At 63.2% G+C, this 17,038-nt stretch carries 14 protein-coding genes and 1 riboswitch; of the genes, 12 read left to right on the forward strand and 2 right to left on the reverse strand.

Annotated elements, in window-relative coordinates; translation table 11 throughout:
* Positions 1 to 93: 93 nt before the first annotated feature.
* Complete coding sequence (locus tag IE101_RS07205) at positions 94 to 1,461, forward strand: dicarboxylate/amino acid:cation symporter (protein ID WP_229804054.1); 1,368 nt, start codon at positions 94 to 96, stop codon at positions 1,459 to 1,461.
* 63 nt (positions 1,462 to 1,524) lie between these two features.
* Here the strand turns inward: IE101_RS07205 and IE101_RS07210 are convergent, their stop codons facing one another.
* The gene (locus tag IE101_RS07210) at positions 1,525 to 2,397 is read right to left on the reverse strand and encodes a hypothetical protein (protein ID WP_189633158.1); all 873 of its coding nucleotides are present in this window, start codon (positions 2,395 to 2,397) and stop codon (positions 1,525 to 1,527) included.
* 140 nt (positions 2,398 to 2,537) lie between these two features.
* Here IE101_RS07210 and miaB point away from each other — a divergent pair, with 140 nt between their 5' ends.
* From miaB to metK, 8 genes are all read left to right on the forward strand, one after another.
* Complete coding sequence (miaB, locus tag IE101_RS07215; protein WP_189633159.1) at positions 2,538 to 3,857, forward strand: tRNA (N6-isopentenyl adenosine(37)-C2)-methylthiotransferase MiaB; 1,320 nt, start codon at positions 2,538 to 2,540, stop codon at positions 3,855 to 3,857.
* A 196-nt stretch (positions 3,858 to 4,053) separates the two neighbouring features.
* Complete coding sequence (locus IE101_RS07220; RefSeq protein ID WP_308429865.1) at positions 4,054 to 4,617, forward strand: OmpA family protein; 564 nt, start codon at positions 4,054 to 4,056, stop codon at positions 4,615 to 4,617.
* A 10-nt stretch (positions 4,618 to 4,627) separates the two neighbouring features.
* The gene (locus IE101_RS07225) at positions 4,628 to 4,996 is read left to right on the forward strand and encodes a hypothetical protein (RefSeq protein ID WP_189633160.1); all 369 of its coding nucleotides are present in this window, start codon (positions 4,628 to 4,630) and stop codon (positions 4,994 to 4,996) included.
* A 236-nt stretch (positions 4,997 to 5,232) separates the two neighbouring features.
* Positions 5,233 to 6,249, forward strand: a complete 1,017-nt coding sequence (locus IE101_RS07230) for a PhoH family protein (protein WP_189633161.1) — start codon at positions 5,233 to 5,235, stop codon at positions 6,247 to 6,249.
* A 99-nt stretch (positions 6,250 to 6,348) separates the two neighbouring features.
* Positions 6,349 to 6,876 (forward strand): rRNA maturation RNase YbeY, encoded by a 528-nt coding sequence (gene ybeY, locus IE101_RS07235; protein WP_189633162.1) that lies wholly within the window; start codon positions 6,349 to 6,351, stop codon positions 6,874 to 6,876.
* Between the two features lie 8 nt (positions 6,877 to 6,884).
* Positions 6,885 to 7,796 (forward strand): transporter associated domain-containing protein, encoded by a 912-nt coding sequence (locus tag IE101_RS07240; protein WP_189633163.1) that lies wholly within the window; start codon positions 6,885 to 6,887, stop codon positions 7,794 to 7,796.
* The gene (gene lnt / locus IE101_RS07245; RefSeq protein ID WP_189633164.1) at positions 7,796 to 9,256 is read left to right on the forward strand and encodes an apolipoprotein N-acyltransferase; all 1,461 of its coding nucleotides are present in this window, start codon (positions 7,796 to 7,798) and stop codon (positions 9,254 to 9,256) included. The genes IE101_RS07240 and lnt overlap by 1 nt, the downstream gene beginning before the upstream one ends.
* A gap of 33 nt (positions 9,257 to 9,289) precedes the next feature.
* Positions 9,290 to 9,338: riboswitch (SAM-SAH riboswitch) on the forward strand.
* 7 nt (positions 9,339 to 9,345) lie between these two features.
* The gene (gene metK, locus IE101_RS07250) at positions 9,346 to 10,512 is read left to right on the forward strand and encodes a methionine adenosyltransferase (protein WP_189633165.1); all 1,167 of its coding nucleotides are present in this window, start codon (positions 9,346 to 9,348) and stop codon (positions 10,510 to 10,512) included.
* 279 nt (positions 10,513 to 10,791) lie between these two features.
* On the opposite strand, the gene betC is transcribed toward metK, so the two are convergent.
* Complete coding sequence (gene betC / locus IE101_RS07255) at positions 10,792 to 12,300, reverse strand: choline-sulfatase (RefSeq protein ID WP_189633166.1); 1,509 nt, start codon at positions 12,298 to 12,300, stop codon at positions 10,792 to 10,794.
* A gap of 95 nt (positions 12,301 to 12,395) precedes the next feature.
* Here betC and IE101_RS07260 point away from each other — a divergent pair, with 95 nt between their 5' ends.
* The 3 genes from IE101_RS07260 to IE101_RS07270 all read left to right on the forward strand — a co-directional run bounded on the left by IE101_RS07260 (position 12,396) and on the right by IE101_RS07270 (position 17,035).
* A complete protein-coding gene (locus IE101_RS07260) occupies positions 12,396 to 13,271 on the forward strand; it encodes a LysR substrate-binding domain-containing protein (RefSeq protein WP_189633167.1) in 876 nt (291 codons plus the stop codon).
* Positions 13,272 to 13,351: 80 nt separating this feature from the next.
* Entirely contained in the window at positions 13,352 to 15,349 is a 1,998-nt protein-coding gene (locus tag IE101_RS07265) for a CocE/NonD family hydrolase (RefSeq protein ID WP_229804055.1), read from the forward strand.
* 99 nt (positions 15,350 to 15,448) lie between these two features.
* Positions 15,449 to 17,035: an ABC transporter substrate-binding protein gene (locus IE101_RS07270; RefSeq protein ID WP_189633168.1), complete on the forward strand. Its 1,587-nt coding sequence runs from the start codon at positions 15,449 to 15,451 to the stop codon at positions 17,033 to 17,035.
* The last annotated feature ends 3 nt before the right edge of the window (positions 17,036 to 17,038 follow it).

Below are 17,038 nucleotides of genomic sequence, written 5' to 3' on the forward strand. Positions count from 1 at the left end.
AGGATTACCCAGTTTTGCAGCTTTTTTGGTCAGCGTCCCGCTGCTGCGTATGCTTTGCCATCACAAAACTGACATCAGCTTGTTGGAGGAGCAATGATGCATCTGGATCCTGCCGCGCCTGCGCCGGCACAGCCCCGGCCTTTTTACCATCACCTCTATGTCCAGGTCATTGCCGCCATCACGCTGGGCGCAGCCATCGGGCATTTCTACCCTGACCTCGGCGTGGCGCTGAAACCGCTGGGCGACGGGTTCATCAAACTGGTGAAGATGATCATTTCGCCCGTGATCTTCCTGACCATCGTCACGGGTCTGGCGGGGATGGGCAGCCTGCGCGGGGTCGGTTCGGTCGTCTGGAAGTCGATGAGCTATTTCCTGTTCTTTTCCACCTTCGCGCTGGTGGTGGGGCTGATCGTCGCCAATGTCGTGCAGCCGGGTGCGGGCATGAACATTGATCCCGCGACGCTCGACGGGAGCAAGGTCAGCGAATACGCATCCAAGGCGCATGAGACGACGCTGACGGGCTTTGTGCTGGACGTGATCCCGACAACCTTCACGTCCGCCTTTGTCGAGGGGAACATCCTGCAGGTTCTCTTCATTGCCATCCTGTTCGGGATCGGTCTGATCCTTGTGGGCGAAAAGGCCCGCCCGGTTATCACCCTGTTCGAGGCCGCAAGCCATGTGGTGTTCCGCGTGGTGGACATCCTGATGAAGGCGGCACCCATTGGCGCGCTGGGCGCCTTTGCCTTCACCATCGGCAAATACGGGGTGGGTGCGATCATCAACCTCGCGGCGCTGGTGGGCACGTTCTATCTGACCTCGGCGCTGTTCATCATCGTCGTGCTTGGAGCGGTCTGTGCGCTGAACGGCTTTTCCATCTTCCGCCTGATCAGCTATCTCAAGGCGGAAATCCTGCTGGTGCTGGGCACCTCTTCATCGGAATCGGCGCTGCCGAGCCTGATGGAGAAGATGGAAAAGGCCGGTTGCGCGCGGCCGGTGGTGGGGCTGGTGGTTCCGACCGGCTATTCCTTCAACCTTGACGGCACCAATATCTACATGACGCTGGCCGCGCTTTTCATCGCACAGGCCACCAATACCGACCTGTCGCTGCAACAGCAGGTGCTGCTTCTGCTGGTTGCCATGCTGTCGTCCAAGGGTGCGGCGGGGGTGACAGGGGCCGGGTTCATCACGCTGGCTGCGACCCTCTCGGTCGTGCCGACGGTGCCGATTGCGGGCATGGCGATCATTCTGGGGGTGGATCGCTTCATGTCGGAATGCCGCTCGATCACCAATTTCATCGGCAATGCCGTGGCCACGGTGATCGTCAGCCGCTGGGAAGGGGCGCTGGATCGCCGCGCCTTTGATGCCGCGCTGCAGGGTGGGGCGGCAGATCGGCCAGTGGCCCCTCTGGGCGATCTGCACGCCCCGGCCGGCCTGCAACTGGGCGAGGCCAGCGCCGACTGACCAGCCCGTCGTGCCAGTGGAACAGGCCGGGTGATCGCTCACCCGGCCTTTTTCATCTGCGGGTCAGAACCACTGGCCCGGCTCCATCAGCCCCAGATCCATCAGCTGCTGGCTGTGCCAAGTGAATTCCGTCGAATTGTGCCAGCGGAAATTGTGGATGTCATAGCGCGAGCCGGGGTTGGTCTTGAGCGCCTTGGCCGTCCGGAAGGAACAGATGCAGGCCGTCAGGTTGTGGTGCCAGGGGCAGGAATAGGTGTTGTATTCCTCATCCGAAAAGGTGAAATCCGGCCGCAGGCGCAGACCCGCCCGCGATCGGAACAGAGAAATCCGGTCGATCTTGCGCTTGGTCCAGGTCACATGTTCTTCAAACCGCCAGCGCAGCCCGCCAAAGAAATCAAGCTGGCGGTCCTTCGCTTCCCAGTTGCGGTCGGGGTCTTTGCGGGCCAGCGCGTAATAGCCGGACCGGTCCAGATGGGCATTTTCCAGCGAAACGCCGTTCGGGTGCTGTGACAGATCGCCTGCATAAAGGTCGATCACATAGGTCAGCATTGCATCGCGGCGTTCTTCGGTATGGAAGGTCAGCAGATCGCCGATGGTGCGCGTTTCGCAAAACGGGAAGAACAGATATTCCGCATTGAAGCAGTAATAGAGCCAAGTTCCCGCCGGGGCGGCATCATTCACGGCATTCACCGCCTGCGGGATCGCATCATCATCATGGACGTTATAGGTGATGCGGTGGATCAGGGCCTCAAGCGGTTGGGGCAGGGTGATCTCGTCATCGGCAAAGAGCAGCAGGCTGCGAAAGCCTGAGTCAAGGTGATGGCGGATCGCGGTATCCACCTCGACCGTATCCTCGACAAAGATCATGGCGATCGGCCCTTTGGCCAGCACCGTCTGCGCCTTTGCCAGAAATTCCCTCAGCCCCGCATAGCGCATGCACTCACCCGTTCAGTCACCTTGCGCGGCAGAATCCGTGAGGTTGCAAGACATTGCAAGCACCCGCGCGCGCTTCCCGCGCTTTGTTGCGTCTGCGGGTGGTTTTCGGTAGAAGGCGCCAGAATTCAAAGGGGCCGCCCATGACCGAAGACGCGCCGAAAAAGCTGTTCATCAAGACCTACGGCTGCCAGATGAACGTCTATGACAGCGAGCGCATGGCCGAGGCCCTGGGCGCCAAGGGCTATGTCACGACCGAGGTCGCCGAAGAGGCGGACATGGTGCTGCTGAACACCTGCCACATCCGCGAAAAGGCGGCCGAGAAGGTTTATTCCGATCTGGGTCGTCTGCGTCCGCTGAAACAGGCCAAGCCCGATCTGAAGATCGGGGTGGCGGGCTGCGTGGCGCAGGCCGAGGGGGAGGAAATCCTCCGCCGGATGCCGCTGGTCGATCTGGTGGTGGGGCCGCAAAGCTACCACCGCCTGCCCGAGATGGTTGAGGCCAAGGGCAAGGTCATCGACACCGACTTCCCCGAAGAGGACAAGTTCGACCATCTGCCGGAGCGCAAGGCCCTGCGCGGTCCGACCGCCTTCCTGACGGTGCAGGAAGGGTGCGACAAGTTCTGCGCTTTCTGCGTGGTGCCCTATACCCGTGGCGCCGAAGTCAGCCGTCCCGTGCCGCGCCTTCTGGCCGAGGCGCGTGATCTGGTCAGCCGCGGGGTGCGCGAGATCACCTTGCTGGGCCAGAACGTCAACGGCTATCACGGCGAAGGGGAGGGCGGGGCCTGGGGGCTGGGCCGCCTGATCCGCGAAATGGCCGGGATCGAGGGGTTGGAGCGTCTCCGCTATACCACCAGCCACCCCAATGACATGGATGATGACCTGATCGCCGCCCATGGCGAGGTGCCGCAGCTGATGCCCTATCTGCATCTGCCGGTGCAATCGGGCAGTGACCGTATCCTGAAGGCCATGAACCGCAAGCACACGGCGGAAGAATATCTGCGCCTGATTGAGCGGATCCGCGCGGCCCGCCCCGATATCCTGCTGTCTTCAGATTTCATCGTGGCCTTCCCCGGTGAAACCGACCGTGATTTTGAAGATACGATGGATCTGATCCGCGAGGTGCGCTTTGGCGCGGCCTTCAGCTTCAAATACTCCGCCCGTCCCGGCACCCCCGCCGCCGAAAAGCCCGAACTCCCGGCCGAACTGGCCGATGCCCGCCTGCACGCATTGCAGGCGCTGATCACCGAACAGCAGCATGCCGCGCAAAAGGCCATGGTGGGGCGTCAGGTCGGGGTGCTTTATGAAAAGGCCGGGCGTCTGCCGGGGCAGATGGTGGGCAAGTCCGACCATCTTCATGCCGTCCATGTGCAGGACCCGACAGCCAAGGTCGGTGAGCTGGTGCAGGTCCGTATCGTCGAGGCGGGGCCCAATTCGCTGCGCGGCGAAAGGCTGCAGCCGTAAGCAGGACCTCCGCGGGCGGGCGCTGTTTCCCATCTGCGATCAATCTGCATCCATGGTGCGAAATGCGCGGATGGGTCGCAACAATTGGTGGTGCGCCCCATCCAAAAGCATAGATTTTGCTTTACTTCGTGATCTTCTGGCGGCAATTCTCGGTCGATAATATCAAGTCACTTGGGTGAACGAGGGGAGCTGCGCCGTGGAACGTATTTCCAAAGCAGTGCGACTGATGATCGGGGGGCTGGCCATCAGCGCCGGGCTTGCGGGCGCTGCCAGCGCGCAGAACGCCCCGGAAATCGCCGGCAAGATTGATTGGGGCATCTGGGTCGATGATGACGGCTGCATGCACTGGTGGGCGGATGGCGGTCTTGAAGGCTATATGCTGGACCGCGTCGATCCCAAGACGGGCAAGCCGGTCTGTCTCAAGCGCAATACCTGCCTCGTCGAAAATACCGACACGCTTTTCGCAACCGACAGTGCCAAGCTGACCACCGATGGTCGCCGCCGCCTGACCGCCTTCTTCCAGCAGTCGGGGGCGTTTGGTTACGCCGTCTATGGTCATACCGACAGCCGCGCATCGGATGAATACAACATGAACCTGTCGCAACGCCGCGCCAAATCGGTGGCGGATGTCGCCCGATCGACCGGGGCGATGGTGGAACGTGAGATCGGCTATGGGGAACGCCAGCCCGTCGCGCCCAATAACTCGGCGGCCAATATGCAAAAGAACCGTCGCGTCGAAGTTGTCTGCTACCGGTGGTGAGGTGAACCCGATGTCCATTCGTATTCTTCCGGGCTTTGCCCTGCTTGCTGCCACCGCTCTGTCCGGCTGTGTGGACGGGGTGTCGCCCTATGTCCAAAGCCCCAATACCGTGATCGCCACCGCGCAGGACCACGGTCGTGACAATGTGGCGCTGGCACCAGGGGGCGGGGCGATTGCCTATGATCCCGATGGCTGCCAGGGCTGGATCATCGATGACGGCGTCGAGGGCTATTCGGGCCGCCGCTTCGACCCGGTTTCGGGCCTGCCGGTCTGCAACAACCAGTATCCGCCGGGTACCGTGCTGCGGAACTATCAGACGAATGACGCGGGCATCCGGGACTATGTCCCCTATGCCGATCGGTCGGGCGCCGAGCCGTAAGGCACCGCCCGCCACGCAAGGATCAAGGCCGCAGCCCAAGCTGCGGCCTTTGTCATTTCAGCATCTTGTGTCGCGGATGGCGGCTACCCCGAAATCTCGGATGTGGCGGGTGGGATCTGCCTGCAAATTGTGCAACCGCTGAAAAAGACATGCGATGACGCAGCTTTGTCTTGTCTCCGTCGCAATCGAGGCGCAGACTCAGAACAGGACCAGATCCAGCCGCAAAGGAAGATGATTTGGGCATCAGCGCGCTGACCCCCCCGACCCGTGCCGAGGATGTTGTGGAAACGCTTCTGGAATTTCCCGACAATCGGTTGCTGATAGATTTGTGCGGTGAATATGACCGCAATCTCGCACAGGTGGAACACCAGATGGGGGTGCATATCCTCCGACGGGGCAACCGGCTGGCCGTGATCGGCGACAAGGGCACGCGGGAACAGGCGGCAGCAGTGCTGCAATCGCTTTATGCCCGGCTGGAAGCAGGCCGTGGCCTTTCGGCAGGCGATATCGAAGGCGCGATCCGCATGGGGCGCCCGATGCCCGACACCCCCCGCGAAGGTGCCGAACAGATCGAGATGTTTGGCCCCGGTCAGGTGGAACTGCGGACCCGCAAGAAGCCGATCGAACCTCGGACCGAGGCGCAGAAGGCCTATGTTGCCAATCTCTTTGCCAACGAGCTGGGCTTTGGCATCGGCCCTGCCGGGACGGGCAAGACCTATCTCGCCGTGGCCGTGGGCGTGACCATGTTCATCGGCGGAATGGTCGAGAAGATCGTCCTCAGCCGCCCCGCGGTCGAAGCGGGGGAACGTCTGGGCTTTCTCCCCGGTGACATGAAGGAAAAAGTCGATCCCTACATGCAGCCGCTTTATGACGCGCTGAATGATTTCCTGCCGGCCAAGCAGGTGCAGAAGCTGATGGAGGAGAAGCGGATCGAGATCGCGCCGCTCGCCTTCATGCGCGGGCGCACGCTGTCCAATGCCTTCATCGTGCTGGACGAGGCGCAGAATGCCACGACCATGCAGATGAAGATGTTCCTCACCCGTCTGGGCGAGGGGAGCCGCATGGTGATCACCGGTGACCGCACGCAGGTGGACCTGCCGCGGGGCGTCGCCTCGGGTCTGGCCGATGCCGAGCGGATCCTGAAGGGGGTGAAGGGCGTGACCTTCAACTACTTCACCGCCAAGGATGTCGTGCGTCACCCGCTGGTCGCCCGCATCATCGAGGCTTATGATGCGGATGACGCCAAGGGCTGATCCCGGTCAAAAGGCACAGGACGGCCCCGTCCGCGGGGCCGTTTGCTTTTGCGGCGTTGGGGATTTGTGCTTTCTGATCCGCCGCGCTAGAAGGGCCACATGAACGGAAACGTCGATATCGTCCTTGAGGATGACCGCTGGCAGGCCTTCGGGCTTGAGGAAACCGCCCTGCGGGTGGCCGGTGCGGTGCTGACCCATCTGGGTTTGGACCCTGCGCTGTTCCTAACCGTCGTCATGGGCTGTGATGACGCCCGCATCGCCGAACTGAACGGCGAATTTCGTGACAAAGCCAAGCCCACCAATGTGTTGAGCTGGCCGTCCGAAGAACGTGCGTCGGAATATGCGGGTGAGGCGCCCGCCTTGCCCGATCCTGGAACCACGGATGACCCGGCCGAGTTGGGCGATATCGCCATCGCTTGGGAAACCTGCCTGCGCGAGGCGGAAGAGCAGGGCAAAAGCCAGGCCGACCATGTGACGCATCTTCTTGTTCATGGATTGTTGCATTTGCTGGGCTATGATCACGTCGAGGACGAGGACGCCGAGCTTATGGAAGAGACCGAGCGGCAGATTCTTGCAACGCTCGGGATTGCCGACCCATACTGGGTGGCAGACGCGCAACTTGGGTAGAAGGACAGATGGGCAGTAGTTACGAAGGATCGACGGCAGCGCCGCAGGCGGCTGCCGAGGGTGGTGCCGCCGACGAGGGAGAGTCTTCTTCCGATGCCGGACAAAAGGGGTTCTTTGGCCGGTTGCTTTCGGCCTTTGTGCCTGCCGATCCGGCCCCGGAACATGCGCCCGTGCCGCAGGCCCAGCACCCCGCGCCCCAACTGCCCGGCGTGGCCAATCTGCGAAAGCTGCGTGTCGATGACGTGGCGATCCCCAAGGTCGATATCGTGGCCGTGCCGCTCGACATCGGCAAGGATGAACTGGTCGAGGTTTTTCGCGCCCAAGGGTTTTCCCGGCTTCCCGTCTATAAAGGCACGCTGGACCATCCGCAGGGGTTGATCCTGCTCAAGGATCTGGCCTTGCAGCATGGCTTCGGTGCCGGCGGACGGTTCAGCCTGAAGAAGCTGCTCCGTCCGATCCTCTATGCACCGCCATCAATGCCCCTGCACGTGCTGCTTCAGAAGATGCAGAAAGACCGCGTGCATATGGCGCTGGTCATTGATGAATATGGTGGGGTCGATGGGCTGGTCACCATCGAGGATCTGATCGAAACCGTCATTGGTGAGATCGAGGATGAACACGACGAAGAGGAAGGCACCCTCTGGAAGCTGGAAAGGCCCGGCGTCTGGCTGATGCAATCCACTGCGCCGCTCGATGAGGTCGAGGCTGAAATCGGCCTGCGTCTTCGCACCGGTGAAGATGACGAGGAAATTGATACGCTCGGCGGTCTGGTCTTCCTGCGTACCGGCCGTGTCCCCGTGCGGGGTGAGATCGTCAGCCACGAAAGCGGTGTCGAGTTCGAGGTCGTCGATGCCGATCCCCGGCGGATCAAGCGGTTGCGGCTGCGTTTGCCCACCGATCCCGCAACGCCCGAGACGTGATGCGTTTTCTCAGGGATTTGCTGCCGGGCCTGCTGGTCGGGGCGCTCGCGGCCGCGGGGCAGGCGCCTTTGGGCGCCTGGTTCGTCGCGCTGCCGGCGCTGTCTTTCCTGATGCACAGGGTCGCCCGGGGCGCCTCGGCCCGGCAGGCCTGGGCAACAGGCACGGGCTATTTCGCGGCTTACCTGAGCTGGATCGTCTCGCCCTTCTTGGTCGAGCCCGAGGTTTACGGCTGGATGGCGCCCTTCGCGCTGGTGCTGATGGCGGGGGGCCTTGCGCTTTTCTGGCTGGCGGCGGGTTGGGCCGCGGCGCGCATGGCCTTGCCCGGTCCGCGGCGCGCGCTGGCCTTCGCGTTGACCCTGACTGCGGCCGAGGCGCTGCGCGGGGTTGTCCTGACCGGATTTCCCTGGGCCTTGCCCGGCCATATGTGGATCGACACGCCCCTCATGCAGGCGGCCGCCTATGTCGGCGCCAATGGGCTCACGTTGTTGACCCTGATCGCCGCAGCCGCCCCGGTGGCCTTTGGCACGGGTGGGGCCGTCGGGGCGATGGTGCTGCTGGCGGCGCTGGCGGCCGGCGGGCTGTGGCGCCTCGCCTCGCCCGCGCCGGACGGGGCAGGGCTGACGCTGCGTCTCGTCCAACCCAATGCAGAGCAACATCTGAAATGGGATCCCGATCAGGCAGAGCGGCTTTACCGGTTGCAACTTGATTATACAGCCGCTCTGCCGCGCCCCGATCTGGTCATCTGGCCCGAAACCTCTTTGCCCTATCTCTACGATCCGCAGGGCGAAGCCGCGGGCGGCGTGGCTTTTGCGGCGAAGGGCACCCCGGTTGCCATGGGCGTCCAGCGGCTGGAAGGGGCGGCCGCATTCAACAGCCTTGTCGTTCTCGGCCCCGAAGGGACCGAAGCGGCACGCTATGACAAGGCCCATCTCGTGCCTTTCGGCGAATACGTGCCCTTCGGCGATCTGGCTTACCGCGTGTTCGGCCTGCGCGCTTTTGCCGCCCGCACGGGTTATGGCTATGCGGCGGGGCCTGGGCCAAGGGTGCTCAACCTGGGTCGTCTGGGCAAGGTCCTGCCGTTGATCTGTTACGAGGCGGTCTTTCCCCGTTTCGTCAACAGCGTGGGCGATCGCCCCGACTGGATGCTTCAGATTACAAATGATGCCTGGTTCGGCACCCTGAATGGCCCGTTCCAGCATGCGGCACTGGCGCGCCTGCGTGCCGTGGAACAGGGAATCCCGCTGGTCCGGGTCGCGAATACCGGTGTCACGCAGGTGGTGGATGCGCGGGGGCGGGTGACCGCGTCGATTGAATTCGGCGTGACGGCCTATCTCGACGTGGACCTGCCCGGAAAACGCCCCCCCACCCCCTACAATCGCTATGGGGAATGGCCGTTTCTGTTGTTGCTGGCGGGGCTCTTCGGTCTGGTCTTCTCGCGTCGATCCGCAACGCTTGCTTGACGCGCCGCAGGTGCGGGCGTAACCGGGGTCATCGAACCGTCACAACGGCTTCCTGGCGTGGCGGGGATACATCAACGGAGCACTTCCCCATGAGCAGACTTGACTATGTTTTCACCTCGGAATCCGTCTCTGAGGGGCACCCGGACAAGGTGTGTGACCGCATTTCCGACGCAGTTCTTGATGCCTTCCTGACGGAAGAACCCAACGCCCGCGTCGCCTGCGAAACCTTTGCCACCACCAATCGCGTCGTCGTTGGCGGGGAAGTGGGCCTGAGCGACAAGAAAAAGCTGAAAGAGATGCTGGCCGGCGTCGAGCAGATCGTCCGCGATTGCGTGAAGGACATCGGCTACGAGCAGGACGAGTTCCACTGGAACACGCTCAAGGTGAAGAATTACCTGCACAAGCAATCCGCCCATATCGCCCAGGGTGTGGACAAGGACGGGGCCGGCGACCAAGGCATCATGTTCGGCTATGCCTGCCGCGAAACGCCCGAGCTGATGCCCGCGCCGATCCAATACGCCCATGCGATCCTGCGCCGCCTTGCCGAAGCGCGCAAATCGGGCAAGGAACCGACCCTGCGCCCGGATGCGAAATCCCAGCTGTCGCTGCGCTATGAAGGTGGCAAACCCGTTGAGGTGACCTCGATCGTGCTTTCGACCCAGCATGAAAGCGAAAGCCAGACCTCGGATGACATCCGCGCCATTGTGGAACCCTACATCCGCGACGTCCTGCCTTCGGGCTGGATCACGGAAAAGACCGAATGGTGGGTGAACCCGACGGGCACTTTCGTGATCGGTGGGCCGGATGGCGATGCGGGTCTCACCGGCCGCAAGATCATCGTGGACACCTATGGCGGCGCGGCGCCCCACGGCGGCGGTGCCTTCTCGGGCAAGGACCCGACCAAGGTGGACCGCTCGGCCGCCTATGCCGCGCGCTATCTGGCCAAGAACGTGGTCGCCGCAGGCCTTGCCGACCGCTGCACGCTGCAAGTGAGCTATGCCATCGGGGTGGCCAAACCGCTGTCGATTTATGTCGACACCCATGGCACTGGCCAGGTTGATGCGGCTGCCATTGAACGCGCCGTTGCTCAGTGCATGGACCTCACCCCGCGCGGCATCCGCGAACATCTTGCATTGAACCGCCCGATCTACGCCCGCACTGCAGCCTATGGCCACTTCGGTCGTGCCCCCGAGGCGGACGGTGGTTTCAGCTGGGAAAAGACCGACCTTGTCGAGGCGCTCAAGAAAGCAGTCTGATTTGTCATAAACGTGGGGCGCGGGGGCCGACCCTCCCGCCCGACGCCTCGCCACGAAATGCAAATGGCCCGGATCGTAAGACCCGGGCCTTTTCTTTGCGGTGCCGCCGGGGGCTGTCTGCCCCCGGACCCCCGCGGATATTTTGGGACAGAAAATGAGGACGGGCTTGTTGTCCATTTTCTGTCTTTAAATATCCCCGCCGGAGGCAACCTGAGGTGGCGGGCGTAGCCCGGCGCCGAGGGGAAAGACTTGCGCCGCAGGCGCTCCGCCCTGTTCGGGTTATTCTCCGCGGGGGAAGCGTTTGAACTCTTCCAGGACGTTCAGGTCCATATGGTTGCGCATGTAGCGTTCCGAAGCGGCGCGGAGGGGTTGGTAATCCCACGGGAAGTAGTTGCCGTTCCGGAGTGCCTCATAGACCACCCAGCGGCGGGCCTGGCTTTCGCGCACTTCGGCGTCGAACCGGGCGAGATCCCAGCGGGCATCGGCCATCGCCCGGAAATGCGCGAGGGTTTCGGCATGGGCGGGGTCGGTGGCAAGGTTCACCTGTTCTTCCACATCCGTTTCAAGGTCAAAGAGCTGCTCCGGGTCGGCGGGGCAGCGGATATATTTGAAGCGTTTGTCGCGCAGGGCCACCATGGGGGTGATGGTGCCTTCTGCCGCGTATTCCATGGCGACGGGGCTGGTGCGGTCAAAGCCCTTCGCGAGTGGCACCAGGCTTTCGCCATCGGTCCAGGGCATGACCTCATCCATCGAGATGCCAGCCAGGTCGCAGAGCGTGGGGGTCACGTCGATGGTGCAGACCGGGGTGTCGATACGGCCCGGGGTCAAGCCGGGGGCGGCGACCATCAGGGGCACGCGGGCCGAGCCTTCGAAGAAGTTCATCTTGAACCACAGGCCGCGACGGCCCAGCATCTCGCCATGGTCGGAGACGAAGAAGATGATGGCGTCTTGCCGGGTGGCCTCAAGCGCGGCGAGGATTTCGCCGATCTTGTCGTCGACGTAGGAAATATTGGCGAAATAGCCTTGGCGTGCGCGGCGGATGTGATCGGGGGTGACCTCAAGGCTGCGCCAGTCGCAGGCGTCCATCAGACGTTGGGAGTGGGGGTCCATATCCTCATAGGCGACGCTTTCCGGCGGTTCGAGATGGGCGCAGTCGTTGTAGAGATCCCAATATTTCCGGCGCGCGACGAAGGGGTCATGCGGGTGGGTGAAGCTGGCGCAAAGCGCCCAGGGGCGGGGATCGGCGCCGCGCGACAGATCATAGATCTTCTGGACCGACTGGAAGCAGACGTCGTCGTCATATTCCAGCTGGTTCGTGATTTCGGCGACGCCCGCGCCGGTGACCGAGCCGAGGTTGTGATACCACCAGTCGATGCGTTCGCCGGGTTTGCGGTAATCCGGGGTCCATCCGAAATCGGCGGGGTAGATATCGGTTGTCAGGCGCTGTTCAAAGCCGTGCAGCTGATCAGGTCCGACGAAATGCATCTTGCCCGACAGGGCAGTTTGATAGCCCGCGCGGCGCAGGTGGTGGGCAAAGGTCGGCACGTCCGAGCAGAATTCGGATGCGTTGTCGTAAACGCGGGTGCGGCGGGGCAGCTGGCCGGACATGAAGCTTGCCCGCGCCGGGGCGCAGAGCGGCGAGGCCGTGTAACTATTGGCAAAGCGCACCGACCGTTCGGCCAGTTTCTTCAAGTTTGGCGCATGCAGCCAGTCGGCCGGGCCGTCCGGAAACAGCGTGCCGGTCAGCTGATCGACCATGAGAATGAGGATATTGGGACGCTTTTCCATCGACGGGCCTTCCAGAGTCTTCCTGCGCCATTAAAAGCGCATATGTTTGTCCTCGGGAAGATGGGGATTTTCGATGAAAGCCATAAAGGTTCTTTATGCAGGTTGATCCGGGCGCCCTGCGAGTGGTCGAGGCGGTGGCCCGCCATGGCACGCTGACACGGGCCGGGGCCGCCATGGGGATGAGCCAGCCTGCCATCAGCTATCAGCTGCGCCGGATCGAAGAGCGGCTGGGGACGGCGCTTTTTGAACGCGGGTCGGGGGGCTGCCGTCCCACCGCGGCGGGCGAGGTTCTGCTGCGCGCACTGCTGCCGGCGCTGGCGCAGATCGACGCGGCGCTGGCGGAGGTCGCGGCGCTGTCGCGGGCCACGGGGCTGCGCATCCTGACGGATTTCGGCTTTGCGGGGCTGTGGCTCATGCCGCGGCTTGCCGGGTTCCGCAATGCCCACCCCGAAATCGACGTGCAGATCACTGCCGCGCAGGAAATGGCTATGGCGCGGCCGGGTGAGGTGGCGATCCGATTCGCCCGCGCCGGGGATCTTGGCGCCGAGGCTTGGCTTTTGATGCCGGAGCGGGTGATGCCGGTCTGCACCCCCGCCTATCTGGCGGCACATGGTCCCATTGCCGACCCGGCGGATCTTGCGCGCAGGACGCTGCTGCATCTGGATGCCCCGCCCGAGGCGCGCTGGTTCACCTGGGCCAGCTGGTTTGCCACCCAAGGCGTGGTGCGGCCGCGCCGTTCGGGCGAATTGGGGCTGAACACCTATGACTTCGTGGTGCAGGCGGCCTTGGCCGGGCAGGGGGTGGCGCTGGGGTGGATGCCGCTGATTGCGCCGCATCTGGCCTCGGGCGCATTGGTGCCGGTGGGGCCGGAAATCATCCGCCCCGATACCGGCTACTGGATCGAGGCGCCGGGGGCTGTGACACCTGCCTTGCAGGCCCTGTCCGACTGGTTACGCAGAGAAGCATCCTGATTGCGTCAATTCGTGTCGTGGAAGCGCAAGCGGACGGGGGGCAAGGCAATACCCTGAGCCTGGTTTGCAATGAGGCTGTCATGATCCCGACCCGAACGACCTTCCCCCATCCGATCACCGAGTTCGAAGACATGGGCATCGTGATGCCCGATGGCACGCGGTTGTCGGCGCGCGTCTGGATGCCGCAGGACGCCCCGACCCGTCCGGTGCCTGCCGTGCTGGAATATATCCCCTACCGCAAGCGCGACGGCACCTTGCCGCGGGATGAGCTGATGCACCCCTATGTCGCGGGCCATGGCTATGCCTGCGTACGGGTTGATATCCGCGGCAATGGTGACAGCGAAGGTCTGATGACCGACGAATACAGCCAGCAGGAAATGGACGATGCCGTCGCGGTGATCGACTGGCTGTCGCAACAGCCCTGGTGCAGCGGCGCCGTGGGGATGATGGGCAAAAGCTGGGGGGGCTTCAACTGCCTGCAGGCCGCCTTCAACCAGCCGCCCGCGCTGAAGGCGGTGATTTCGGTCTGTTCCACCAGCGACCGTTTTGCCGATGACATCCACTTCAAGGGTGGCTGCCTGCTGGGCGAAAATCTGGGATGGGGGGCGGTGATGCTGTCCTTCAGTTCGCGCCCTGCGGACCCTGTGTTGCGGCCCGATTGGCGGCAGGACTGGCTGAACCGCCTTGAAAACCAGCCTTTCCTCGCGCCGCAATGGGCCAGCCACCAAAGCCGCGATGCCTATTGGAAGCATGGCTCGATCTGCGAGGATTGGTCGCGCATGACCATTCCGGTGCTGAACATCGGGGGCTGGGCGGATAATTACATGAACACGCTGGGCAATGTGATGACCCACCACCCCGGCGTGGCGCAGGGGATCATGGGGCCATGGGTCCACCAATACCCCCACAGCGCCGTCCCCGGACCGCAGATCGGTTTCCTGCAAGAGGCGATCCGCTGGTGGGATTGCTGGCTGAAGGGCATCGACAACGGGGTGGCGCAGGGGCCGCGCTATCGGGCCTATATGCTCCATTCCGAACCGCCTTCGCCCGCGCCCAGCTTCCGCAAGGGGCATTGGGTGGCCGAGGAAAGCTGGCCCTCGCGCCGCGTCACGACCGAGACGCTGACGCTTGCGCCGGGCAGGCTCGGCGGGGTCGCAGAGGCCATGGCCATCCCGGTCTGCACGCCGCAGCACCATGGCCTGCACGCGGGCGAGTATTTCCCCATGGGGCTGAGCGCAGAGCTGCCGGGCGACCAGCGCCCCGATGACGCGCTGGCCGTGTGCTTTGATGGCGAACCGGGTGCGGGGATGGACCTTTTGGGGCAGGCGGTGCTGCGGCTGCGGCTAACCAGCGACCAGCCCTTTGCCCACCTGATCGCGCGGCTTTGCGACGTGGCGCCCGATGGGTCATCCGTTCGAATCTGCCACGGGATGCTGAACCTGCGCCACCGCGACAGCATGGAAAACCCCAGCCCCGTCCCGGTCGGCTCGCCGTTCGAGGTGACCTTGACGCTGGACCAGATGGGGTATCGGCTGGCCCCGGGGCACAAGCTGCGGCTGGCGCTGGCCACGACCTACTGGCCCTTCACCTGGCCCTCGGCCCGGCCGGCCACGCTGACGGTGCTGGAAGGTAGCCTCGATCTGCCGCGCCATCACGGCAGCACCGGCGACGAATGGACTCCGCCGCCCGCCGAAACCGCCCCCGCCTGGCGCCATCGGGTGGTGCGCCCCGGCCATTCGACCCGTCGCATCGCGCAGGATCTGATCACCGGCCATTGGGAACTGATCGTCGAAGAGGACACCGGCGACAATGAGAACCTGACCCATGGCCTGATCAGCGGCGAGACAGTGCGCGAGATCTGGCGCATCCATCCGGCCGATCCGCTGTCGGCGCGTGTCGATGTGACCTACGAACAGCGCCTGTCCCGCGGCGACTGGAAGGTGCGGACGCTGGCGGTCTCGCACCTCGAATCAACGGCCGCCGAATTGCGCCATTCGGCGCGTCTCGAAGCATGGGAAGGTGAGACTCGGGCCTTTACGCGCGAGTTTTTCGGCAACACCAAGCGCGACCAGGTGTAAGGAAAAAGCGACCTTAACCCCGGAAAAATAATCATTTACGCGTGGGCCAACTTCGGCCCATGCTGACAAAAAACAACGAACACTGTCAGGGAGACTGAAATGAAAGACGATCTCGCCAAGTTGGTGGCGCTTGTCGACAACGGCGGACTGAACCGCCGGGCCTTTCTTGGACGCACCGCTGCCTTCGGTCTGGCGGCGGCTTTGGGGACCACGGTCATGCCCGGTCTGGCCCGCGCTGAAGAGCCCAAAAAGGGCGGCGTGCTGAAGGTCGGTCTCGGCGGCGGTGAAAGCACCGATGCGCTGGACCCGGGTCTGGCCGATGGTCCCGCTTCGTTCAACGTGAACCGCCAGTGGGGCGATACCATCATCAACGTGGGCCCCACCAAAGAGCTGGAGCCGCGTCTGGCCGAAAGCTTTGAGAGCAACGAAGATTCCTCGGTCTGGACCTTCAAGATCCGCAAGGGCGTGAAGTTCCACGACGGTTCCGAGATGACGGTCGAGGACGTGGTCGCCACTTTCAAGCGCCATTCGGATGAGAACGCCAAGTCCGGCGCCTATGGCATCATGCAGGGCATCAAGGACATCAAGGCCGATGGCGACAATGTCGTTTTCACGCTCAGCTCGGGCAATGCCGACCTGCCGTATCTGCTGGCCGACTATCACCTGGTCGTGCAGCCGAAGGGTGGCGTGGACAACCCCAACGCCGGCATCGGCACCGGCCCCTACAAGATCGTCACCGCCGAGCCGGGCGTCCGCTATGTCTTTGAAAAGAATGCGGATGACTGGGATACCACGCGCGGCCACTATGACCGGGTCGAATTCGTCATCATCAATGATACCACCGCCCGCACCGCCGCCCTGCAATCGGGCCAGGTGCATATGATCAATCGGGTTGATCCGAAGGTCGCAAAACTGCTGTCGCGTGCCCCGGGCGTGCAGGTCAAAAACGTCTCGGGTCCCGGCCACTACGTCTTCATCATGCATTGCGACAAGGCGCCCTTCGACAACAAGGACCTGCGGCTCGCGCTCAAATACGCGATCAACCGGCAAGAGATGGTGGACAAGATCCTCGATGGCTACGGGTCGGTCGGTAATGATATTCCGATCAACAAATCCTATCCGTTCTTCGACGAAACCCTGCCGCAGCGCGAATTCGATCTGGCCAAGGCGGCCGAACATTACAAGGCCAGCGGCCATGACGGCAGCCCGATCGAGCTGATCGTGGCCGACGGCGCCTTCCCCGGCGCGGTCGATGCGGCAGCCCTGTTCCAGGCCAGCGCCAAGCAGGCGGGCATCCCGCTGGAAATCAAGCGCGTGCCGGATGATGGGTATTGGTCGGATGTCTGGAACGTCAAACCCTTCTGCGCAAGCTATTGGGGCGGGCGTCCGGTGCAGGACCAGATGTATTCGACTGCCTATCTGTCGACCGCGGACTGGAACGACACCAAGTTCTTCAACAAGGAATTTGACGCGCTGATCGAAGCCGCGCGCGCCGAAACCGATGAGGGCAAGCGCAAGGAGATCTACTCCAAATGCGCGCATATCCTCTGGGAAGAAGGCGGCGTGATCTGCCCGATGTTCAACGACTTCATCGACGGGGTCAGCGATACGGTCGCGGGCTGGATCGAGGATCCGAACCTCGATCAGATGAACGGCTTTGCGTCGGCCAAGACCTGGTTCGCCTGATCC

The sequence above is a fragment of the Gemmobacter lanyuensis genome (genome assembly GCF_014652355.1).
In the GTDB taxonomy this organism is placed as follows: Bacteria; Pseudomonadota; Alphaproteobacteria; order Rhodobacterales; family Rhodobacteraceae; genus Gemmobacter; species Gemmobacter lanyuensis.

Coding starts and splice junctions, on each gene's coding strand:
- IE101_RS07270 (WP_189633168.1), top strand. CDS start 15,449: ATGAAAGACGATCTCGCCAAGTTGGTGGCGCTTGTCGACAACGGCGGA.
- ybeY (WP_189633162.1), top strand. CDS start 6,349: ATGAACGGAAACGTCGATATCGTCCTTGAGGATGACCGCTGGCAGGCC.
- metK (WP_189633165.1), top strand. CDS start 9,346: ATGAGCAGACTTGACTATGTTTTCACCTCGGAATCCGTCTCTGAGGGG.
- lnt (WP_189633164.1), top strand. CDS start 7,796: ATGCGTTTTCTCAGGGATTTGCTGCCGGGCCTGCTGGTCGGGGCGCTC.
- betC (WP_189633166.1), bottom strand. CDS start 12,300: ATGGAAAAGCGTCCCAATATCCTCATTCTCATGGTCGATCAGCTGACC.
- IE101_RS07210 (WP_189633158.1), bottom strand. CDS start 2,397: ATGCGCTATGCGGGGCTGAGGGAATTTCTGGCAAAGGCGCAGACGGTG.
- IE101_RS07225 (WP_189633160.1), top strand. CDS start 4,628: ATGTCCATTCGTATTCTTCCGGGCTTTGCCCTGCTTGCTGCCACCGCT.
- IE101_RS07265 (WP_229804055.1), top strand. CDS start 13,352: ATGATCCCGACCCGAACGACCTTCCCCCATCCGATCACCGAGTTCGAA.
- IE101_RS07260 (WP_189633167.1), top strand. CDS start 12,396: ATGCAGGTTGATCCGGGCGCCCTGCGAGTGGTCGAGGCGGTGGCCCGC.
- IE101_RS07205 (WP_229804054.1), top strand. CDS start 94: ATGATGCATCTGGATCCTGCCGCGCCTGCGCCGGCACAGCCCCGGCCT.
- miaB (WP_189633159.1), top strand. CDS start 2,538: ATGACCGAAGACGCGCCGAAAAAGCTGTTCATCAAGACCTACGGCTGC.
- IE101_RS07240 (WP_189633163.1), top strand. CDS start 6,885: ATGGGCAGTAGTTACGAAGGATCGACGGCAGCGCCGCAGGCGGCTGCC.